Raw genomic sequence first — 21,570 nt, 5'->3', positions numbered from 1 at the left:
CCCGGCGCTATCGATGATTATCTTTTCAGATATCCAACTTCTACGTGGTGGTAAAGTTCTACTTGAAAATGCCACCGCTACCATTAACCCAGGGGACAAAGTCGGTCTGGTGGGTAAAAATGGTTGTGGTAAATCTACTCTGTTTGCCTTACTCAAAAATGAACTTAGCTTAGATGGTGGTAATTATCAGTTTCCAAGTAATTGGGAATTAGCATGGGTTGCCCAAGAAACACCGGCGCTAGAACGTGCTGCAATTGAATATGTAATTGATGGCGATCGCGAATACCGCGAGCTTGAGCGTCAATTAATCGCAGCTGAACTTGCTGATGATGGTAATAAAGTTGCTGAGTTACACGGTAAAATAGATACTATTGGTGGCTACAGCATTAATGCTCGTGCCGCAGAACTATTGAATGGTTTAGGTTTTTCACAGCACCAAATGCAGTGGAACTTAACTCAGTTCTCTGGTGGTTGGCGGATGCGTTTAAACCTTGCCCAAGCATTGTTATGTCGCTCTGATCTGCTATTACTCGATGAACCAACCAACCACTTAGATCTTGATGCGGTAATGTGGCTAGAAAAATGGCTTCAAAGTTACCGTGGTACGTTAGTGCTGATCTCCCATGACCGTGATTTCCTAGATCCTGTCATCAATCGTATTATTCATGTTGAAAACCAAACCTTAAATAGTTACACCGGCAACTACTCATCTTTTGAAGTACAACGTGCAGAAAAACTGGTATTGCAGCAAGCGATGTTCCAAAAGCAGCAGAAACAAATGACCCATATGCAGTCATATATCGAGCGCTTTCGTTACAAAGCCAGCAAAGCACGCCAAGCACAGAGTCGAATTAAAGCGTTAGAACGGATGGAAAAAGTGCTCCCCGCACAGCTTGATAACCCATTTAGCTTTGAGTTCCGCGAGCCAAGCGCACTGCCTAATCCTATTTTAATGATGGATCATGTTGCTGCGGGTTATGATGATTTACTGATTTTAGAAAAGATCCGCTTAAATCTGGTGCCAGGTAGTCGTATCGGTCTACTGGGGCGTAATGGTGCCGGTAAATCAACCTTAATTAAAATGCTTGCTGGCGACTTACCTGCTAAAGCGGGTGATATGGCGTTCTCACAAGGGGTTAAAATTGGTTACTTTGCTCAACACCAATTAGAAACCTTGTATCTTGATGATACCCCTGTGCAGCACATGGCACGTATTGCACCTAATTCTACTGAACAACAACTGCGTGATTACTTAGGTAGTTTTGGTTTTATTGGTGATAAAGCGCTTGAGAAAGTAGGTCCATTTTCTGGTGGTGAAAAAGCACGCTTAGTATTAGCACTGATTGTATGGCAGCGCCCTAACCTATTGTTACTCGATGAACCGACTAACCACCTTGATTTAGATATGCGTCAAGCGCTGACCTTTGCATTGCAATCTTATGAGGGCGCGATGGTTATTGTTAGTCACGACCGTTACTTACTCCGCGCAACAACGGATGATTTGTATCTAGTTCATGATCGCCAAGTGGTGCCTTTTGATGGTGACTTAAACGATTACCACAAATGGCTAAGTGAGCAGCAACGTAATGAACGTCGTGAGCAACAGGCTGCCAAACCAGATACCAATAAAGACAACAGTGCTGCTTCACGTAAAGAACAAAAACGCTTAGATGCTGAGTTCCGTAAACAAACGGCACCAATACGTAAAGAAATAACTAAGCTTGAAAAGCAAATGGATAAGCTTAACGACATCATTACTGCAGCAGAAACGGCATTAAGTGATAGCACTATTTACGAGCCCGAAAACAAAGCGCAAATGAATGAGCAACTCAAACTTCAAGGCAATGCTAAAGCAGATCTTGAAGACATTGAAGTGGCGTGGATGGAACTGCAAGAACAATTAGAAGAGATGGAAAGTCAGCTTAACGCTGAGTGATCATTTAGCGCCGAAGTGATATTTTATTACTTCGGCGTTTTTATTTGAATCAAGGATAAACATGCAACCTTTCACTGCCGCGCTAGGATTAAAAAATCCGCATCTTCAAACCTTGCTACCTCGGTTTGTTCGCCGCCAGCCACTATTCACACCCGTAACTCAACGGCTGACCACATTCGATGATGACTTCCTCGATATAGCATGGACACAAACGCCTACTGACGATAGCAAACCATTAATGATCCTATTTCATGGTTTAGAAGGTAGCTTTGATAGTCCTTATGCCAATGGCCTGCTCCATGCAGCTAAACAACAAGGTTGGCTTGGGGTTATGATGCATTTTAGAGGCTGTAGTGGTGAGTTAAATCGTCAGCCAAGAGGCTATCACTCTGGAGAAATCAATGATGCCCGCTTTTTTATCACATGGCTGCGTGAGCAATTTCCACAGCGTCCATTGATTGCCGTCGGTGTATCACTCGGTGGTAATATGCTGATTAACTATCTTGCAAAATATGGTGATGATAGCGAGATTATCGCCGCTCAAGCAATTTCTCCACCGCTAAATTTAGCCTCATGTTCGGCACGTATTCAACAAGGCTTTTCTAAGGTTTATCAGCGCTATTTACTCAATTCAATGAAGCGTACTATGGCGAAAAAAATCACCCTTCACCAACATAAAATGCCGATTTCACATCAGCAATTAGAGGCCATTAATACGGTGTGGCAATTTGATCAGCACATTACTGCACCACTGCATGGTTTTATTGATGCCGATGATTATTATCAACGTTGTAGTGGCCTTACCCAGCTCAACCATATAACGACGCCACTGCGAATTATTCATGCTAAAGACGACCCTTTCATGACTGAATCGGTGATCCCTTCACAGCCTTTACCCAGTAATATTGACTACAACTTATATCAACAAGGTGGTCATGTTGGTTTTGTCAGTGGCTCTATTTTAAAACCGACCTTTTGGCTTGAACACACAGTGCCGGAATGGTTTCATCGCCAGTTACGACCATAGCTATTGAATGCAGCCAATACTGACCCAGTTTCTTTTCAGCCCATTTTAAGAATATACTGCGACTATTGTTTTATTAGTCATTTAAGAAGTTGTAATGATTATTCCTTGGCAAGACATTGCCCCAGAAACACTAACCAACCTTATTGAGCAATTTATTTTACGAGAAGGCACCGATTATGGTGAAGTCGAAATCAGCCTTAGCGATAAGGTGGCCTATGTTCGACGTCAACTACAAACAGGTGATGCGGTGATTGTTTTCTCTGAATTACATGAATCGGTCGATATTAAACTTCGCAGCCACATGTAAAAAAACGCATTATTTATTATCATAAAATTTCGCCCTCGCTAGCACTTTAACCACTAAAAACCGACATTTATGCAAACTTGTAGTAACATTTACTGCTGTGCAGTTTATATTCTTAACATGTAGTAATCACAACAAGGTGAATTATGTCGGTAAAACACCCTATTATTGCAGTCACTGGTTCATCAGGTGCGGGAACCACTACTACATCTGAAGCTTTTCGCAAAATGTTTAATATGATGGACATTAACGCTGCATGGCTAGAGGGTGATAGCTTCCACCGCTTTACACGCCCAGAAATGGACTGTGAAATTCGTAAAGCTAAAGAGCAAGGTCGTCACATCAGCTATTTCGGCGCTGAAGCCAATGACTTTGAGCAACTCGCGCACTTTTTCAAACAATACTCTCAAGATGGCAGTGGTAAGTTTCGCCGTTACTTACACACCTTTGATGAAGCGGTGCCTTATAATCAAATGCCCGGTACTTTCACTCCGTGGCAACAGCTCGCTGAAAATACGGATGTATTATTCTATGAGGGTCTACATGGAGGTGTCGTCGATGGCGATATCAATGTCGCTCAACATGTTGATTTACTTATTGGAATGGTGCCAATTGTTAATTTAGAATGGATTCAGAAGATTATTAGAGATACTCGCGATCGCGGTCATTCTCGTGAAGCAGTAATGGAATCAATTGTCCGCTCAATGGATGATTATCTTAATTATATCACCCCCCAGTTTTCTCGTACCCATATTAACTTTCAACGGGTACCTACTGTCGATACCTCCAACCCAGTCAGTGCCAAAGGAATTCCAAGTTTAGATGAAAGCTTTGTGGTGATCCGTTTTCGTGGTTTGAAAAACGTTGATTTCCCATATTTACTCTCAATGATCCAAGGCTCATTTATGTCGCGCCATAACACGCTGGTTGTCCCAGGGGGAAAAATGAGTTTTGCAATGGAATTAATTATGCGACCGTTACTGGAGCAATTAATTGAAAACGGCAAAATCGCCTAATGGTTGAACGTCGTGTTGATTAACGGCCACTGTAATCAGCAACCGTTAATGAGGATAGTGTTATGGCATAACAATTTCATAGCTATGGCTAAGTTCAACCCCTTTACCCAACATTAAACATACTGAACAATATTTTTCGAGAGAATCAGCAACCACTTGACTCACTTTGTCTGCATTTAAATTGTGGCCTGTCACCACAAAATGTAACTTAACAGCAGTAAATAGTCGTGGCGCTTGCTCACGACGCTCTGCTGAAATTTGTACTTCACAGCCAGTGATCTGCTGCTGTAGATCCTGTAGTCCACTCACAACATCAACCGAACTACACCCACCCGCAGCCATTAACACTAATTCCATTGGGCTTGGTGCTTTATCACCACCATTACCATCTAACACAATGCTATGTCCTGATGATGACTGACCCACAAAGGTCATATTTTCAACCCATTTTACGCGTGACTGCATTTTTATCTCCTTTAGCTATATTATTCAGATTTTAGCCCTATTTTTGTTGATAATACCATCAATGTAAACGCTATTTATGGCGTTTAATATTAATTTCGTTGCGTATTCAAATAGGCACAATTGGCCAATAAATCCACACTCTAACTATGCTATTAGTAACTAACTCACAACGATGTGATCATGTGCACACTTATCTCTCATAAATGAGTGAATCAGCTAGATCAATATCAAGAAAAAACCTAAAAAAAAGGATACACTCTTACAAAGTTCAAGTTAGCTTGCAGCCCAGCAGCTGAGTGAATAACCCTGCCATCAAACAGTTTTGTTGAGTTATCGTCACAGAACATATTGTTGGGCAACACATGCAGAGGAAGTTAGTAATATGGTTCCAGGTAAACCGCAGACAGATCCAACTTTAGAGTGGTTTCTTTCCCATTGTCACATTCACAAATATCCATCAAAGAGCACGTTAATTCACGCAGGTGAAAAAGCAGAAACTTTGTATTACATCGTGAAGGGTTCTGTTGCTGTATTAATCAAGGATGAAGAAGGTAAGGAGATGATCCTTTCTTACCTAAACCAGGGCGACTTTATTGGTGAACTCGGCTTGTTCGAAGAAGACCAAGAACGTACAGCTTGGGTTCGTGCAAAAAGCCCTTGTGAAGTTGCAGAGATTTCATTTAAGAAATTCCGTCAGTTAATTCAAGTTAACCCAGATATTCTAATGCGTCTATCTGCTCAAATGGCATGCCGCTTACAAGTGACAAGCCAAAAAGTAGGTGATCTTGCATTCCTTGATGTGACTGGTCGTATTGCACAGACACTACTTAATCTTGCAAAACAACCTGATGCAATGACACACCCTGATGGCATGCAAATTAAGATCACACGTCAAGAAATTGGCCAAATCGTAGGTTGCTCTCGCGAAACAGTGGGTCGTATATTGAAAATGCTGGAAGAGCAAAATCTTATTTCTGCTCACGGCAAAACAATTGTGGTTTACGGTACTCGCTAATTATTTAGTGTCGCCGTTATCACCGATGAAACCGCAGCTGATACCTGCGGTTTTTTTGATCTTAGCGTTTATCAATCGACATCGAAAATCAATCATTGATGGCGTTAATGTTTCTGTTAAATTTTAATTTATAATCGCATGCATTCATGCTACATTTCGATCACAAATGGATTTAACAATCAATGATGGTCAATATGGATATTGAACGCTTTTCAGCTAACAGTTACACCACCGTACCCGGCGTGTTAACAGGTCAGCCAACAACCATTGAAATGACAGGATTTAGTGATAGCCGTTGCTACCTTGAACAACAAACGGGATTACGTCGCTGCCCTGCTGATGAATCTGGGGTTTGGGCTTCACCGCTAGATAACTGATCACTTAAACAGCACTTGCCTAAGTGCTGTTTTATTATCATAGCTCTATCACCACCAACACCTACTCGCTATTGGTACTCTCAAAGATTTTATCCGCCGACGCCGTTACAAAGCCGCTATATAATTCACCATTAGGTTGTGGATAGCGTTTAGCAAACTCGTAAAATCCACCAGGGATGGAATGAACCCCATCTCTAAAGCTCACTCCAACCTCATCAGCCATGGTTGCTGATTGCTCTAACATTACTGTCGCATCACCTTTAATCTCACCACCAACCTGATTGATCACAAACTGGTTATGACGCAATAAATGATTAACTTGTTCTAAATCGGTAAATTGCTCAAGCTGATTAATACTGACCGTAAAATGATTAGCACCAAAGCCATGCGCTGCAACCCAAGCAGCATATTCACTTTCAGCAGCTAAGAATTGATAGCTTGTAAAATCCAGTTGCCATGGACGACCACTGTAGACGAAGTCGGGGTTGCGAAAATAGTCATCATCAACGTGATCTAACAAACCACGCACCATAAGTTGTAACTCTGCTGAACAGCTGCCTAATTGTAATTCACTAATAAAGACTTTGGGTAATAGAGGATCAGGATGCATAAAATATTCAGCATACAGTTTTTTAGTCTCAAAATGGTATTTCGCTTGTGGCTGATAACCTAAAGCAATAAATGGCGCGGCGACAACGGCTAAACTACACTTCGGTACCCCAAAGGTGCGCAGTGCAATATGATCATTTAACAACGCTACATCTTCGGTTAATAAGCGCTGTATTTGCACTGCTGATGGACATAAACGTTGACTATAATCATGCCATAAGCCATCAAAAAGTTGCGTAATCGATTCCATAATCTACCCGCTTATTTAAACCATCATCAGTGTATATATCTTAGTTCAAGCTCACGCCTGGCGCTAATTGAGACGGCAATTGTACTGATACATCTTCAACAGATGCCATTGGGTATGTACAATAGTCGGCGGCATAATAAGCACTTGGACGCAGGTTTCCAGATGCTCCCGGACCACCAAATGGTGCATCACCACTAGCACCAGTTAATGGTCGATTTCGATTCACAATTCCCGCTCTAATATGCTCAATAAAATACTGCCATTGCTGCTCATCTGTTGATATTAATCCTGCAGCTAATCCATAACGGGTTTGATTTGCACTGACCACTGCTTGGCTAAAGTCATCATAACGACTGACTTGTAATAACGGCCCAAAGTACTCTTCATCTGCAGGTTCACTAACGGCACTGACTTCAATAATCGCAGGGGTAACTATCGCACCCTGGCCACGTGTTGCTGCTAACAAGGCCATGCCACCAGCCGCGATTAATTGCTGCTGATTGTCCAGCAGCTGATCGGCAGCACTATTGGATATCAATGGCCCCATAAAAACTGCAGGCGTAGCAAATGGATCTCCCACTCTCAAGTGCGAGCTCACAGTTATCAAGCGCGTTAATAGCTCATCACCGGCTTTTCCTGCTGCAATATATAATCGTCTCGCACAGGTACAACGCTGTCCGGCACTTAAAAAAGCAGACTGAATAATGGTATACACCGCCGCATCAAGATCGCCATATTGTTGGCCAACAACCAGTGGATTATTACCACCCATTTCTAATGCCAGCATTTTTTGTGGCTGACCTGCAAATTGCTGATGCAAGAGATGCCCAGTATGAGCGCTGCCGGTAAACAGAACGCCATCCACGTCCGCAGCAGCTAAAGCAGCTCCTGTCGAGCGCCCTCCCTGAACTAAATTAATCACACCGGCGCTGATGCCTGCTTGCTGCCACAATTGACACATCAACTGTGCGGTGTTGGGTGTCAACTCCGAAGGTTTAAACACCACCGTATTTCCGGCCAATAGTGCCGGAATAATATGACCATTAGGTAAATGGGCTGGAAAATTATACGGTCCAAACACTGCCATAACCCCTAATGGACGGTGTCTTACCACCATGGTTGTTTGAGCCTGTTGACGTTGCCGAAAACCAGTACGTTCATGATAAGCTTGAAGCGACAACGCCACCTTGGCAATCATCGCTGCCACTTCAGTGGTGCTCTCCCATAACGGCTTACCCGTTTCTGCAGCAATAACACCTGCTAGCTGTGACTGATGCTGTTGCACTAATTGCCCAAAACGTTCGATGATCTGGACTCGATGATTAAGGGTAGTATTGCGCCAAGCTACAAACGCTACCTCTGCCGCAATAACCGCCGCTTCAACCTGTGCAGCCGTTGCTGCTTGGCCTTGCCAAACCACACTGCCATCATAAGGATTGAGTGATTGAAATTGTTCACCAGCACCGTCTAACCACTTATTATTGATCCATAAGCTCATGCGACTCTCCTATTATGATTGCGCGATTAACCGCACTTCATCACCGGTATCAACATTAAGTGCTGCAGCAACGTCTGCGGTCATCACCACTTGCCCTTGCGCATTGACTGCTAACGGTGCAGCAACCGCACGAAATTCTGCTAACTGACAATTAGAAACCAAATAACATCGCTCACTGGTGTGTTGACCTATTTCAACTCGGCATCGCTGTGAATGACGCACGGTTTCAATATTGCATACATCGCATTCAACACTAGGGCCGGCATCAAAGATGTCGACATAACCACGGCAGCAAAACCCTTCTTGTTGCAGTAGTTGTAATGCTGGACGTGTATTCACATGCACTTGACCAATCACTGCTTGTGCTTCTTTACTGAGTAAATTGACGTAAATCGGTAATTTCGGCATTAGATCAGCAATAAAGCCTTTGCGGCCAATGCCTGTCAGATAATCAGCATAAGTAAAATCAATCGAAAAGAAATGCTCTTTCAGCCATTGCCAAAACGGAGAATCCCCCTGCTCATCAGACACACCACGCATTTCAGCAAAAGCAACCTCAGCAAAGCGTTGCCGATGATCAGCCATCAATAAAAACCGCGATTTAGACAATAACCGCCCGTTAAGACCTTGACGCCATTCAGGTAATAGAAACAAGCTACACAGCTCAGTCTCACCGGTATATTGATTACCTAATGTCAGCACTTTAACGATGTTATGCACCCCTAACTGACGCGAGGCATGGGTAACGGTACTTAAATGGTAATTATAAAAAGGCACATCAAGCCCAACCGTTGCTTCAATCGCGGTTGTACCAACCACTTGATCAGTGTCGCTATCAACAGCGACTAACAGATAGCTTTCTTGTCCTGGCGAGGTAACGCGAGCATTAAAGCTGGCTTGTGAGTGTTGAATACGACCACGAAGTAAATCTTCATTGATAGGTAATGATGTAAAACCATGGCCAGAGGCTTCTGCACATTGCATCAGTGCAGGATAATCAGCGCGAGTAATAGGACGAATAATGAGCATCGCATTCCCTCCTAAATATAGGCAATGACGGCAGCCATTGCCTCGCTTAAAATCAGCATTAGAATAGGGCTATTGGTGCTAACTCACCCCAGAAATTACAATTTAATCATAGTTAACAATGGTAGTTATATAACGTTGCAATCGCCGCTTCTAAGCGTTGCATCCCTTCATCAATATCATTTTTCTCAATCACTAACGACGGCGTAAAGCGCACCACATCAGTACCAGCGACAAGTACCATTAGTCCCTCATTACCTGCAGCAACTAAAATATCTCGCGCCCGTCCTTGCCACTCTGGCGTTAATACCGCCCCTAGTAATAACCCTTTACCTCTAATTTCGCTAAAAATAGGATAACGGCTATTAATTTGCGTTAGCGCTTCACGAAACCACAATTCACGTTGCTTAACACCAGCTAAGACTGCAGGTTGACTGATTTCATCAACCACAGCTTCTGCAACAGCACACGCGAGCGGATTACCGCCATAGGTCGACCCATGTGTACCGACTTTTAGATGGCTGGCGAGAGAGGCGGTAGTTAACATTGCCGCGACCGGAAAGCCGCCACCTAATGACTTCGCGGTGGTCAAAATGTCAGGTGTCACTCCTAGGCCTTGATAAGCAAACAAATCTCCCGTACGACCGTTACCGGTTTGAACTTCATCAAAAATTAATAATGCCTGATGTTTATCACACAGTTGGCGTACTCGCTGCACAAACTCAAGGCTTGGGCTAATTACCCCTCCCTCACCTTGCAGCGGCTCCATCATTACTGCACAGGTTTTATCACCAATTAATGCCTCGATTGCCGCGACATCATTGTAAGGGATATGGGTTACGGCTTGTGGCTTAGGACCAAAGCCATCGGAATAACTACTTTGGCCACCAACAGTAACCGTAAAAAAGGTGCGGCCATGAAAGCCATGATTGAAGGCAATAATTTGATCTTTCTCAGCACTAAAATTATCAACCGCATAGCGACGGGCTAATTTCAATGCAGCTTCATTAGCTTCTGCGCCAGAGTTAGCCAAGAAGACTTTATCGGCAAAGGTTAATTGAGTCAGCTTATCCGCTAATCGCAATGCTGGCTCATTGGTCATGACATTACTTAAGTGCCACAACTGCTGTGCTTGTTCTGTTAATGCTGCCACCATTTTAGGATGGCAATGACCTAAACAACTGACTGCAATACCACCTGCAAAATCAATATACTCACGTTGCTGTTGATCCCACAGCCGTGAGCCTTGTCCACGAACAGGTATAATATCCATTGGCGAATAACAAGGTACCATCACCTCATCAAACAACGACCGTTGTAATTTATTTTCAGTTGCCATCACACTATCCCTCTGTGCTTTATACCTTATTATTAGTATTTACATTTTATTAACCTTTGCCAATAAAGACAGTAGTTTTTATTCAAACTAAGGTGTTAACCAATCAATACACCACAGATAGTTATGCAGTATTTGGGAAATATTATTAACCACCATTAATGACAGGCAGCCGTTCCCACTAGGAAACAATCATTCCTCAGCGCATAAAATTCCGCTATCACCAATAACGGTTTAATGATTAACAACAGCAAATCTGTAGTATTTATAAGATATTGAGACATCAACAACGAGGATAACAACAACAGTAACGTACTTATCACCAGCGTAATAAGTACGTAAAAATAGCAGTAATGGTGGAATTAACGCTGCAGAAAGTTAGCTAATAGCGCATGACCTTGCTCAGTCAAAATACTTTCAGGATGGAATTGCACTCCTTCAAGGGCTAAGGTTTTATGACGGATCCCCATAATTTCATCGATTTCACCGTTTAACTCTGTCCAAGCAGTGATCTCAAAACACTCTGGCAATGTCGTCGCTTTCACTACCAATGAATGATAGCGAGTAACGGTTAATGGGTTATTTAACCCTTTAAATACACCACAATCAGTATGGGTGATCGCCGAGGTTTTACCGTGCATGACTTGTCGAGCCCGCACCACATCACCACCAAATACTTGCGCTAATGATTGATGACCAAGGCACACTCCAAGAATCGGTAATTTACCGGCAAAATATTCAATCGCTTGTAATGAAATACCAGCCTCATTTGGCGTACAAGGACCTGGAGAGATAACTAAATGGGTCGGCGCTAACGCTTCAATTGCCGCAATATCAATCTCATCATTACGAATAACAACGACATCTGCGCCTAATTCACAAAAATATTGATAAAGGTTGTAAGTAAATGAATCGTAGTTATCAATAATTAACAACATACTACAACTAAGCTCTTATTGGTCACTGTCAGCAACAGTGATTAACTGGCGATAAAAAAGCAGAGCCTAAGCCCTGCTTTTTTTATAATGATAATGGCTAACACTTATGGGCGCGCAACAAAACCTACAGCATGGTAAGCTTGTTTCAACACTTCAGCAGCACGCGCTGATGCTTTATCAGCACCGGCTTTCATCACGCTATCAAGGTAAGCACGATCGCCACGAATGCGGTGATATTCAGCTTGTACTGGCTCTAGCATTGCCACTAACGCTTCACCAACATCTTTCTTAAATGGGCCGTACATTTCAACGCCAGCATACTGGGCTTCAATTTCAGCAAATGTTTTGCCAGTTGCAGCAGAATACAAACCCATTAGATTTGAAATACCCGCTTTTTGTTCAATATCATGGGCGATACGTGGTGGCATTTCTGCGTCGGTTTGGGCTTTATTAATTTTCTTTAGAATCGACTTAGGATCTTCTAATAATGTAATCACGTTCTTGCGATTATCATCTGACTTAGACATTTTCTTAGTCGCATCTTGTAAGCTCATAACCCGTGCACCAACCGTTGGAATATACGGTTCTGGTACTTGGAAGATTGGGCTTTCAGGTGTGCTGTAAAGATTATTAAAACGGGTTGCGATATCACGCGCTAATTCTAAATGTTGCTTTTGATCGCTACCAACAGGCACTTGATGGGCACCATATAATAAAATATCTGCCGCCATCAGTACTGGGTAGCCAAATAAACCCGCGTTAACATCATTGGCATGGCGCGCTGATTTGTCTTTAAATTGCGTCATACGGCTTAACTCACCCATTTGGGTGTAGCAATTTAATAACCAACCAAGCTGAGCATGTTCTGGTACATGAGACTGTACAAACAAGGTGCTTTTCTTAGGATCAACACCCACCGCTAAACAGATAGATAAAGCATCTAAGGTTGCTTCATGAAGTGCTTTAGGATCTTGTCGTACCGTAATGGCATGTAAATCAACCACACAATACTGACAATCATAATCATCCTGCATCTGTTCCCACTGACGCAGCGCACCAAGGTAGTTGCCGATACTCAATTCACCAGAAGGCTGTACGCCACTTAATACAATGGGTTTACTCATGATCAGGCTGTCCTGTTAATATCTTTAATTGTATTGACGAAAGGCACTAATAACACCGTTATCAGCACCTCAATTGTTGGTTTTTTTAGTGTACACCTTAATGTACTAGCAGCCTAGTTTAACCACATCAAGTAGTTGCTTGAAGTGATCGCAAACAACATCAGGCTCACTATCACTGATTGGCTGACCATAGTTATAACCATAAGTCAGTCCTAGTGAACGGCAATTTGCTGCTTTGGCTGCCAAAATATCATTACGCGAATCGCCGACCATCAATAGTTCAGCAGCGGCAATATGATGTTTTTCCATCAACCAATGTAATGCAAACGGATCCGGTTTTTTTAATGGAAAGGTATCGCCACCAATAACATCCACAAAATAATCACTCAAGCCGTGCTCTTCTAGCAAGTGAGGGACAAATTGTGATGGCTTATTGGTTACGATAGCCATCGCGACACCCGCTTGATGTAAGTTGGCTAAGGTGGTTTTTACATTTGCATACAAGGCACTTTTTTGATGACCACCAGCTGCATAATAGTGGTCAAACAGCTCACGGGCTTGACGATGCAAAGCAGGATCTAACTGTGGATCTACATCAATGCTACGACTTAACGCACGACCAATCAAAATATCAGCGCCATTGCCAATCCAAGTTGTTACTTGCTCAACCGTTACCCCTTCACGACCAAGATGACGCATGGTTAAATCAGCAGCATCGGCTAAATCTGGTACGCTATCAAGTAAGGTACCGTCTAAGTCAAACGCGATAAATTTTATATTCTCAATCACATTGCTAGCAATCATTAACACTTAGCCTCAGCTAACTGTACACGCATCTCATCAATCGCGACTTTATAATCAGGCTTATTAAAAATGGCAGAACCAGCAACAAACATATCAGCACCAGCTGCGGCAATTTCAGCAATATTATCAACGTTAACACCGCCATCAACTTCTAAACGAATGTCACGTCCTGAAGCATCAATACGCTGACGCACTTGGCGTAGTTTATCAAGTGTACTTGGAATAAATGATTGACCACCAAAGCCCGGATTAACTGACATGATCAAAATCATATCAACTTTATCCATAATATAATCAAGGTGATGTAATGGTGTTGCTGGATTAAATACCACCCCTGCTTTACAGCCATGTTCTTTGATTAATTGCAATGTGCGATCAATATGGTCTGTTGCTTCTACATGAAATGTGATCATGCTAGCGCCAGCTTTAGCAAAATCAGGAATAATACGATCGACAGGCTTTACCATTAAATGCACATCAATCGGAGCAGTAATACCGTAGTCGCGTAATGCTTTACAGATCGGCGCACCAAACGACAGGTTTGGCACAAAGTGATTATCCATAACATCAAAATGGATAACATCAGCACCTGCTGCTAAGACATTTGCGACATCTTCACCTAAACGGGCAAAATCAGCAGACAAAATAGATGGAGCGATCAAAAAGTCCTTCATGTTTAGCCTCTCTACACTAGCGATAAAAATAACAAGCTCGACCAACCAAGCCTGTAAACTGCTGCCAGTCTACCCGATCCCCTAAGTGTTGTCTTACTGGATTTATTTATTGCTGCAGTTAACCATAATTATCAATTCGGCTACCGATAGAGGAACTACAATCAACAAAGACTACAGCAGATATACAAAGGAAGGAGATGCATGCATTCACGCGCTAACGCAGTATGGAAAATTATAAAAAGTGTTTTAGCAGCATTATTTGGAGTGCAATCACAACAACAGCGTCGTCAAGACTTCAACCAGCAAAGTCCGTGGCCGTTTATCATTATTGGAGGGATGGTTATTGTTGGTTTAGTGGTCATTTTAATTGCCATTGCCCATCAGGCAACAGCAATATAAAGATTAGCTCTATTGGTTGTCGGTTGCTGCAGGAGTTTTAAATAATGCCAACAATTCATCGACTTTATTGCGGCCACCACCATTGCGACTAATAGTACGTTTAACCCGTACCACAGATAAATCGGCACCAGTATATAAACGGCGAGTTAATGGCGTATCATGATTAGAGATTAATACCGCAATATCACGCTCAGTCGCTGCTTTTTCTGCCACATTGGCCAAGGTTGCTTGATCATCTAAACTAAAGCCATTGCCTGAATAAGAGGTAAAGTTAGCCGTAGTCGATAATGGTGCATACGGTGGATCACAATAAATCACACTGCCTTTACGAGCACGTGAAAATGTCTGGCTATAGCCTTCACATACAAAAGTCGCACGCTTGGCTTTTTCTGAAAAGTAATACATCTCAGCTTCTGGAAAGTACGGTTTTTTGTACGAACCAAAGGGAACATTAAAACCGCCCTTTTTATTGTAACGGCACAAACCGTTAAAACCATGGCGATTTAAATAAAGAAAATAAATCGAACGCTGATAAGGATCAGTACTGTTATTAAACTCTTCTCGAATACTTAAATACGCGGCTTTAGTATTATATTCAGGCGAAAATAATCGGCGTACATCTTCAATGTATCGCTCAGGTTCTTGCTTGATAATATTATATAAATTAATCAGATCTGGATTGATATCGGCCAATAAGTAGTGCTCATAGTCGGTATTTAAAAATACCGAACCGGCCCCCACAAAGGGCTCAACCAATTTACGCGCAGGCGGTAGGTGTCGTTTGATATCCTCGACCAGAGAGTACTTACCTCCAGCCCATTTCAGGAATGCACGATGCTTTTTCATTAAGCTGACCCACCACCACTTACAAGAATGCCACGAAAGGTCGCGGATTGTACCTCATTTCCACCCAATGCTGATACCAATTAGCATAAATAACTATGATTAATGGCTTTATTTTAAGCGATCCATTTCTTGTTGAATATGTCGATAAGGTTTTAACCACGGTTTTAGCTGTTGCAATGTGGTCGACAGTTGACTTTTTGCGGTACGGGCTTGATCCGCTGTCGCATAATTACCTGTCACCACGATAAACCATGGCCGTTGATTGCGTTCGGTTTGGTAGATCATTGCCGTGGTCATATTATGGGTACTAATAAATTCTGCGGCAGCGGCAAGACTTTGAGTTGCTGCTAGTTGTAATGCGTAATGACTCGACTTTACTGCTGCTAATTTTTGCTGATCAGCGGCTAATTTAAGTGACCAATCAAGTGTAGACGTTGGAGCTGATGGTGTGGTTACAGCCGCAGATGGTACTGACGTATTTGTTATATCAGTTGCGGTGGCGGTTGGAGTAGAAACCGACGGCGAGGTGACCGATGACGCTTCTGTAGCTTCTGTAGCTTCTGTAGCTTCTGTAGCTTCTGTAGCTTCTGTAGCTTCTGTAGCTTCTGTAGCTTCTGTAGCTTCTGTAGCTTCTGTAGCTTCTGTAGCTTCTGTAGCGATAGGATGACCTTGCAAGCCTTGATCGTCAATCATAGCGTCAATTTGTTGCTCTGAAATAACAAGTCGCTCATGGGCGCTTTCATCTGTACGTCCAACCGTTAAACCTTGAGTATGCACTTGTGGCGGTAATGGCGCATCATCAAATGTTACCGTGGCAGTCACTGCCGGTATGGTCGTTGGCGCTTGAGTACTGGTTTCAGTGTGAGAACTAATGGTCATTAAACCATATCCTACAATCGCTACAGCGATTGCTGCTAATACTATCACTAGCGCTAACAATGGTTTTTTAGAAGCCTTGGAGGTCATATTCACACCTTCAGATTGGGGAAGATTATACAGCGCACCCGGCCGCGCAATAACAGTCAACAATCGCTGCTTTAGTGTTCGTCGAGAGGCCGTGGTTAAGTCATCATCAACAACTAACATTTCGGTAAATAAAACTGCTTCTTGATGGCTAAAATCATCAATATCTAACTCTAACGGAATAATACCAGAGCCATGACTAACCTGAGCTAAAGTCTGGTTTAACTCGCTGTGATTAGCAAATAATACAATATTAAGCTGTAGCTGGGGCTGTTGTTTTGCATACAGTGATAATGCCCATAATTCAGCAATAAAATTGGCACTCAATAAGTGTGCATCATCAATAACCACCATTAATTTCTGTGGCTGATGAGCTAATAAATGCTCAACACTTTGACATAACGAATCATGTTCGTTAAACATCGCATGGCTAACAAATTGCTGCAGTAATAAAGTTCGATGTTGAGCATCTGTTTGCCCAGGCTGACACATCAATAAAACGTGATGGCAGTCAGTGGCATAATGTTCAAGGAAAGAGTGTGCAAGCCAGGTTTTACCTGAGCCTTGGGCACCAGAAAGGTGAAGAAGGTGAGAGCCAAACCGAGTTATAAATCGAACTCGAGTCAGCAACTGGATCTGACTTTCCAGATCCAGATTTTTTGCTTTCGTCATGCTGGTCATCAATGTGCTACAACTTAGTGGCCAATAACATCCTGAAGCACATCAAAAGGTACATCAGCCACAACCTCAGCAGCACCAATTGCTGTTGGTAATACTAAGCGTAGCTGACCTGACAATACTTTTTTATCACGCATCATATGCTTAATAAAATCGTCAAAAACCATAGTTTCAGGCGCAACAACAGGCAAATTTGCTCGCTGATGTAACGTAATAATTCGCATCACATCGGCATCACTGATCAATCCCTGCTTTGCGGCAGTATGTGCTGCGAGAACTGTACCTGCTGACACCGCTTCGCCATGCAGCCAGTTACCATAGCCCATCTCTGCCTCAATAGCGTGACCAAAAGTATGGCCAAGATTGAGTAACGCCCTTACACCTGATTCTTTTTCATCGGCAGCAACAACATCAGCTTTAATCTGACAGCAACGGCTAATGGCGTAACATAACGCATCATTATCCAGTGCATGTAAGCGCTCAATGTTATTTTCTAACCAAACAAAAAAATCATAATCGGCAATAATGCCGTACTTGATAACTTCAGCCAACCCTGCAGCCAACTCACGTTGGGGTAATGTCTGCAAACAATGATTATCAATAATCACCGCTTTAGGTTGATAAAAAGCACCAATCATGTTTTTACCCAAACGGTGATTAACCGCAGTTTTTCCACCAACAGATGAATCAACTTGTGCTAACAATGTTGTCGGCACTTGAATAAAATCAACCCCTCGTTGGTAACTTGCAGCCGCAAAGCCAACAAGATCACCAATTACGCCGCCACCTAAAGCAACTAAAATCACATCACGACCATAATTACCTTCCAGTAAAAATGTCATGATGTGATTAAACGTATCGAGGGTTTTGTATTGTTCACCATCAGGCAGAGAAAGTAGTGCCACTTGGCACGATAATGAACTGATGGTAGCCATTACCTGATCCGCATATAGCGGAGCAATGGTGTCATTGCTGACCACAACTACTCGTTTACCTGCAGATATCGCAGATGCAAACAACGCCGAGTTGTCGAACAACTCGGCGCCAATTGAAATAGGGTAGCTTCTGTCATCTAGATTGACATTGATCCGTTCCATGGTCAGCTTCTCTTTTTAATTAATTAACGCTCTTCCAGCATCTTGATGATTTGGTTAGCAACTACTTTCGCACTTTGATCATCAGTACGAACAACGTAGTCAGCAACCTCTTCATACAATGGATTACGCTCTGCTGCTAATTCTTCAAGAACTTCACGAGGCGTGTCAGTTTGAAGTAATGGGCGTTTTTTATCACGTTGAGTACGAGCTAATTGCTTTTCAATAGTCGTCTCTAGATAAACAACGATACCACGAGCAGACAGGCGATTACGGTTCTCTTTATTAATAACAGAGCCGCCACCCGTTGCCAGAACAATACCTTGTTCTTGGGTTAGATCATCAATAACAGTTTCTTCGCGAACACGGAAGCCGTCTTCACCTTCAACATCAAACACCCAACTAATATCAGCGCCAGTACGTTCTTCGATTACAGTATCTGAATCAAAGAATTCCATATGCAGCTGTTGTGCAAGGTGTCTACCAATTGTGCTTTTGCCGGCACCCATAGGGCCAACCAAGAAAATATTTCGTTTTTCAGCCATTTTAGCAATTTACGCGCGGTTAATAAAACGACACCACCCGCAGGCTCTATTTAAATAAGCCCGAGGCGCCAAGTTCCTCACATATAATTCGTGATAAGACAGAAAATTATCTCAGGACTGACTACTATTTTGCAATAGCTAGTCGACATCAATCGATATTTTATTAAGCCTGTCTTACCCACAGAGGTTGCCATAATGGCTCACCAAAGGTCTGAGGTCAATCGTATTAAGCTCGTAAATATCCAGTTAACGGCTCAACAACACGCTTAACGCCTAACCTACAACTTGCTTTAACCATAAGAAATAAAACAGTTTTAATGCTTTCACACCCTGCTACAACATTGATTAGAGCCATTATCAGCAGGGTGATTCAGAAAGTGAAAAATTATTGCATCACGATTTTTGGTGTCACAAATATCAATAATTCACGTTTTCCAAGTTCTTCCATTTTATGCCTAAATAATGCACCAAGCACAGGAATATCACCTAGAATAGGCACCTTACGAACGCTATTGTTAATTTGATTTTGATAAATACCGCCTAATACGACCGTTTCACCATTATTAACTAGCACTTGAGTACCAATACGCTGAGTTTTAATTGCCACCGCTGTACCGACCCCTGTTGGCACTTCTTCACCTTTGCTGTCTTGGGTCACTTCTAAGTCTAATACCAATTTATTATCAGGTGTGATTTGTGGAGTCACCATCAAACTGAGTACCGCCTTCTTAAAATCAACCGATACTGCCCCACTTGATGACGCTTCTAGATATGGGATCTCAGTACCTTGTTCGATATAAGCGGTTTTTTTGTTGGTTGTCATCAGGCGCGGACTGGAAATGATTTCTGCTTTACGCTCTGACTGCAACGCCGACAATTCAAGATCTAATAGTACATTACCTAACTTTGCCACTTGAAATGCAATACTTGCAGCCCCTGCTTGAGTTGCACCTAAGTTAACATTAAGAAAATCATCAACAGTAGTGTCATCTAACAGACCTGAACTACCAAGGTTGCCTTCAATCGAACCGCCGATAGTGGTATCGCCATCAATACTTGATACCCCCCAACGTACGCCAAGCTCATCGATATTACCTTCATCAATGGTGACAATACGCGCTTCAATTTGAACCTGTTTTACGGGAATATCGAGTGCTAACACGATATCCTTAATGCTCGAGATACTTTCAGGTGTGTCTTTAATTATCAATGCGTTAGTTCGCTCATCAACATGCAATGAACCACGCTCAGATAACATTCCTACACCGTCACTTGAACCACTCAACAACTCAGATATATCCGTCGCTTTAGCGTAATTAATCTGAATCAATTCAGAACGTAAACTAGCCAATTCTTGTTGCTTACGTGCCGTTTCCATCACTTGATGTTCATTAGCTGCTAACTCGGCCTTTGGCGCGACCAATAACACTGAACCTCGAACCCGTTTATCTAATCCTTTAGCTTGTAGAATAATATCCAGCACTTGTGGCCACGGTACGTTGTCTAATCGCAGCGTAACATTACCGCTAACCGTATCAGCTACCACTAAGTTGAAATCGTTATAATCGGCAATAAGCTGTAAAACGTTACGCACTGGTATATCTTGAAAGTTAATCGAGATTGGCTTGCCTTTGTAAGAGACATTACCTTTAGTTGCGGTTGATGCTGCTTTAGGTTGCGCCCGTTTCGTTAACGTCACTTCAAGAGTATTGCCTCGAATACGATAATCGTAGTCATAGCCGCCGGTTAGATTAAATACAAACCGTGCTCCACGAGGAATATTACTCGTATCAATGCTATTTACGACAGTCGCGAAATCAACCACGTCAAGAGTATGAATTTGCTCATTGGTCAATTGAGTATCAAAAATATCCAATTGCAACTGCTTGCCTTGACGGCGAAAATCAACCAATGATTGTGGCTGCTTTAACTTGATACTTAATACAGCTCGGCCCTTACTATCACGGCGAAACTCAATATCTTGAACCTGATTGGTGATTCCACTCGTTGGCGCTGCAGTTACGCTGGTGATAGTAAACAGCCCCCAGCACATTAACCATACACTGACGAAAATCTGGCGGCTAAGCCCCCATGTATTCCCTTTCATAACTCATCCTTGATTAATGCTGAACTAAAGCCAGCTTTGCAGGCCGTGTTAGCCAACAACCTTTGCCATCGGGTAATGTTTCTTCTATTTCAATGAGTTTATCACTCACCTTTATTACTTTGCCGCGATTAAGCCCAACAAACTGCCCTGGCTTAATTCTGACTAATTCACCTTTTGGGGTATAAACCAACCCCCATAATTGACGTTGATGGCCAATTGCTCCTTTCATACTTAATTGTTCTAACGGAAACGTTTCTAATGCCGTTGGTTGATGACCGGTTTCTGGCTGCCAGCAACTAATGTCGGCTTGTTTGGCTAATAATATTTCTGGTTGGGGCCTTAAAAATGGCACTCGTTTACTGGTCATCACAAACGATTCAGCAACAAAAATATAAGGATCAGCTAGTGGCTTCACCTTGGCTTTAGCATGGGTATGTGTTTTGGCTATAAACTGCTCAACTGAATCGGTATTGGCCTGACACCCCATTAACCCAAACCCTAACGGTAACAGCCATAATAATGTTCTCATAGCATCCTCA

The 21,570-nt window shown here is 42.6% G+C and carries 22 protein-coding genes; 7 read left to right on the top strand and 15 right to left on the bottom strand.

Features of this window, described 5'->3' with window-relative positions:
* Positions 1-13 precede the first annotated feature (13 nt).
* From PAND9192_RS14945 to PAND9192_RS14930, 4 genes are all read left to right on the top strand, one after another.
* Positions 14-1,936 carry an ABC transporter ATP-binding protein gene (locus tag PAND9192_RS14945; protein WP_087821486.1) on the top strand — a complete coding sequence of 641 codons (1,923 nt, stop codon included), beginning with the start codon at positions 14-16 and terminating at the stop codon, positions 1,934-1,936.
* A 61-nt stretch (positions 1,937-1,997) separates the two neighbouring features.
* Entirely contained in the window at positions 1,998-2,963 is a 966-nt protein-coding gene (locus PAND9192_RS14940) for a hydrolase (protein ID WP_087854422.1), read from the top strand.
* A gap of 94 nt (positions 2,964-3,057) precedes the next feature.
* Positions 3,058-3,270 carry a YheU family protein gene (locus PAND9192_RS14935; protein WP_060997836.1) on the top strand — a complete coding sequence of 71 codons (213 nt, stop codon included), beginning with the start codon at positions 3,058-3,060 and terminating at the stop codon, positions 3,268-3,270.
* A 143-nt stretch (positions 3,271-3,413) separates the two neighbouring features.
* Positions 3,414-4,283 carry a phosphoribulokinase gene (locus PAND9192_RS14930; RefSeq protein ID WP_087854421.1) on the top strand — a complete coding sequence of 290 codons (870 nt, stop codon included), beginning with the start codon at positions 3,414-3,416 and terminating at the stop codon, positions 4,281-4,283.
* Between the two features lie 60 nt (positions 4,284-4,343).
* Here PAND9192_RS14930 and PAND9192_RS14925 read toward each other — a convergent pair whose 3' ends face one another.
* Positions 4,344-4,748, bottom strand: coding sequence for an OsmC family protein (locus PAND9192_RS14925; RefSeq protein WP_087854420.1), 405 nt, complete (start codon positions 4,746-4,748; stop codon positions 4,344-4,346).
* A gap of 382 nt (positions 4,749-5,130) precedes the next feature.
* Between PAND9192_RS14925 and crp the strand changes: the two genes are divergently transcribed.
* Positions 5,131-5,763: a cAMP-activated global transcriptional regulator CRP gene (gene crp / locus PAND9192_RS14920; RefSeq protein ID WP_036789513.1), complete on the top strand. Its 633-nt coding sequence runs from the start codon at positions 5,131-5,133 to the stop codon at positions 5,761-5,763.
* Positions 5,764-5,945: 182 nt separating this feature from the next.
* On the top strand, positions 5,946-6,140 hold the full coding sequence (locus PAND9192_RS14915) for a hypothetical protein (RefSeq protein ID WP_234999159.1): 195 nt from the start codon (positions 5,946-5,948) through the stop codon (positions 6,138-6,140).
* Between the two features lie 61 nt (positions 6,141-6,201).
* Here PAND9192_RS14915 and PAND9192_RS14910 read toward each other — a convergent pair whose 3' ends face one another.
* From PAND9192_RS14910 to rpe, 8 genes are all read right to left on the bottom strand, one after another.
* On the bottom strand, positions 6,202-6,999 hold the full coding sequence (locus PAND9192_RS14910) for a DUF1338 domain-containing protein (RefSeq protein WP_087854419.1): 798 nt from the start codon (positions 6,997-6,999) through the stop codon (positions 6,202-6,204).
* 40 nt (positions 7,000-7,039) lie between these two features.
* Positions 7,040-8,497 carry a succinylglutamate-semialdehyde dehydrogenase gene (astD, locus tag PAND9192_RS14905; protein WP_087854418.1) on the bottom strand — a complete coding sequence of 486 codons (1,458 nt, stop codon included), beginning with the start codon at positions 8,495-8,497 and terminating at the stop codon, positions 7,040-7,042.
* Positions 8,498-8,509: 12 nt separating this feature from the next.
* Complete coding sequence (gene astA, locus PAND9192_RS14900; protein WP_087854417.1) at positions 8,510-9,526, bottom strand: arginine N-succinyltransferase; 1,017 nt, start codon at positions 9,524-9,526, stop codon at positions 8,510-8,512.
* 112 nt (positions 9,527-9,638) lie between these two features.
* Positions 9,639-10,862, bottom strand: coding sequence for an aspartate aminotransferase family protein (locus PAND9192_RS14895; RefSeq protein ID WP_087854416.1), 1,224 nt, complete (start codon positions 10,860-10,862; stop codon positions 9,639-9,641).
* Positions 10,863-11,221: 359 nt separating this feature from the next.
* The gene (locus tag PAND9192_RS14890; protein WP_087854415.1) at positions 11,222-11,797 is read right to left on the bottom strand and encodes an aminodeoxychorismate/anthranilate synthase component II; all 576 of its coding nucleotides are present in this window, start codon (positions 11,795-11,797) and stop codon (positions 11,222-11,224) included.
* A gap of 104 nt (positions 11,798-11,901) precedes the next feature.
* Positions 11,902-12,921, bottom strand: coding sequence for a tryptophan--tRNA ligase (gene trpS / locus PAND9192_RS14885; RefSeq protein ID WP_087854414.1), 1,020 nt, complete (start codon positions 12,919-12,921; stop codon positions 11,902-11,904).
* Between the two features lie 105 nt (positions 12,922-13,026).
* A complete protein-coding gene (locus PAND9192_RS14880) occupies positions 13,027-13,725 on the bottom strand; it encodes a phosphoglycolate phosphatase (RefSeq protein ID WP_087854413.1) in 699 nt (232 codons plus the stop codon).
* Complete coding sequence (gene rpe / locus PAND9192_RS14875; protein ID WP_087854412.1) at positions 13,725-14,399, bottom strand: ribulose-phosphate 3-epimerase; 675 nt, start codon at positions 14,397-14,399, stop codon at positions 13,725-13,727. Before rpe ends, PAND9192_RS14880 begins: the two co-directional genes overlap by 1 nt.
* Positions 14,400-14,600: 201 nt before the next feature.
* Between rpe and PAND9192_RS14870 the strand changes: the two genes are divergently transcribed.
* On the top strand, positions 14,601-14,798 hold the full coding sequence (locus PAND9192_RS14870; protein WP_060997825.1) for a DUF2970 domain-containing protein: 198 nt from the start codon (positions 14,601-14,603) through the stop codon (positions 14,796-14,798).
* 9 nt (positions 14,799-14,807) lie between these two features.
* Here the strand turns inward: PAND9192_RS14870 and dam are convergent, their stop codons facing one another.
* The 6 genes from dam to PAND9192_RS14840 form a co-directional block, all read right to left on the bottom strand.
* Positions 14,808-15,644, bottom strand: a complete 837-nt coding sequence (dam, locus tag PAND9192_RS14865; protein WP_087854410.1) for an adenine-specific DNA-methyltransferase — start codon at positions 15,642-15,644, stop codon at positions 14,808-14,810.
* Between the two features lie 108 nt (positions 15,645-15,752).
* Positions 15,753-17,279 (bottom strand): AAA family ATPase, encoded by a 1,527-nt coding sequence (locus PAND9192_RS14860; RefSeq protein WP_159458255.1) that lies wholly within the window; start codon positions 17,277-17,279, stop codon positions 15,753-15,755.
* A gap of 23 nt (positions 17,280-17,302) precedes the next feature.
* The gene (aroB, locus tag PAND9192_RS14855; RefSeq protein ID WP_087854408.1) at positions 17,303-18,382 is read right to left on the bottom strand and encodes a 3-dehydroquinate synthase; all 1,080 of its coding nucleotides are present in this window, start codon (positions 18,380-18,382) and stop codon (positions 17,303-17,305) included.
* Positions 18,383-18,405: 23 nt separating this feature from the next.
* Positions 18,406-18,924 carry a shikimate kinase AroK gene (aroK, locus tag PAND9192_RS14850; protein ID WP_036789489.1) on the bottom strand — a complete coding sequence of 173 codons (519 nt, stop codon included), beginning with the start codon at positions 18,922-18,924 and terminating at the stop codon, positions 18,406-18,408.
* Between the two features lie 385 nt (positions 18,925-19,309).
* Positions 19,310-21,031: a type IV pilus secretin PilQ gene (locus PAND9192_RS14845; RefSeq protein WP_087854407.1), complete on the bottom strand. Its 1,722-nt coding sequence runs from the start codon at positions 21,029-21,031 to the stop codon at positions 19,310-19,312.
* A 13-nt stretch (positions 21,032-21,044) separates the two neighbouring features.
* Positions 21,045-21,560 carry a pilus assembly protein PilP gene (locus PAND9192_RS14840; RefSeq protein WP_060997821.1) on the bottom strand — a complete coding sequence of 172 codons (516 nt, stop codon included), beginning with the start codon at positions 21,558-21,560 and terminating at the stop codon, positions 21,045-21,047.
* Positions 21,561-21,570: the final 10 nt, after the last annotated feature.

Origin of the sequence: Photobacterium andalusiense, from assembly GCF_900185625.1 — a bacterium.
Classification (GTDB): domain Bacteria; phylum Pseudomonadota; class Gammaproteobacteria; order Enterobacterales; family Vibrionaceae; genus Photobacterium; species Photobacterium aquimaris.
Note: the sequence above shows the minus strand (reverse complement) of the source record. Positions and strands in the feature narration are given on the sequence as shown.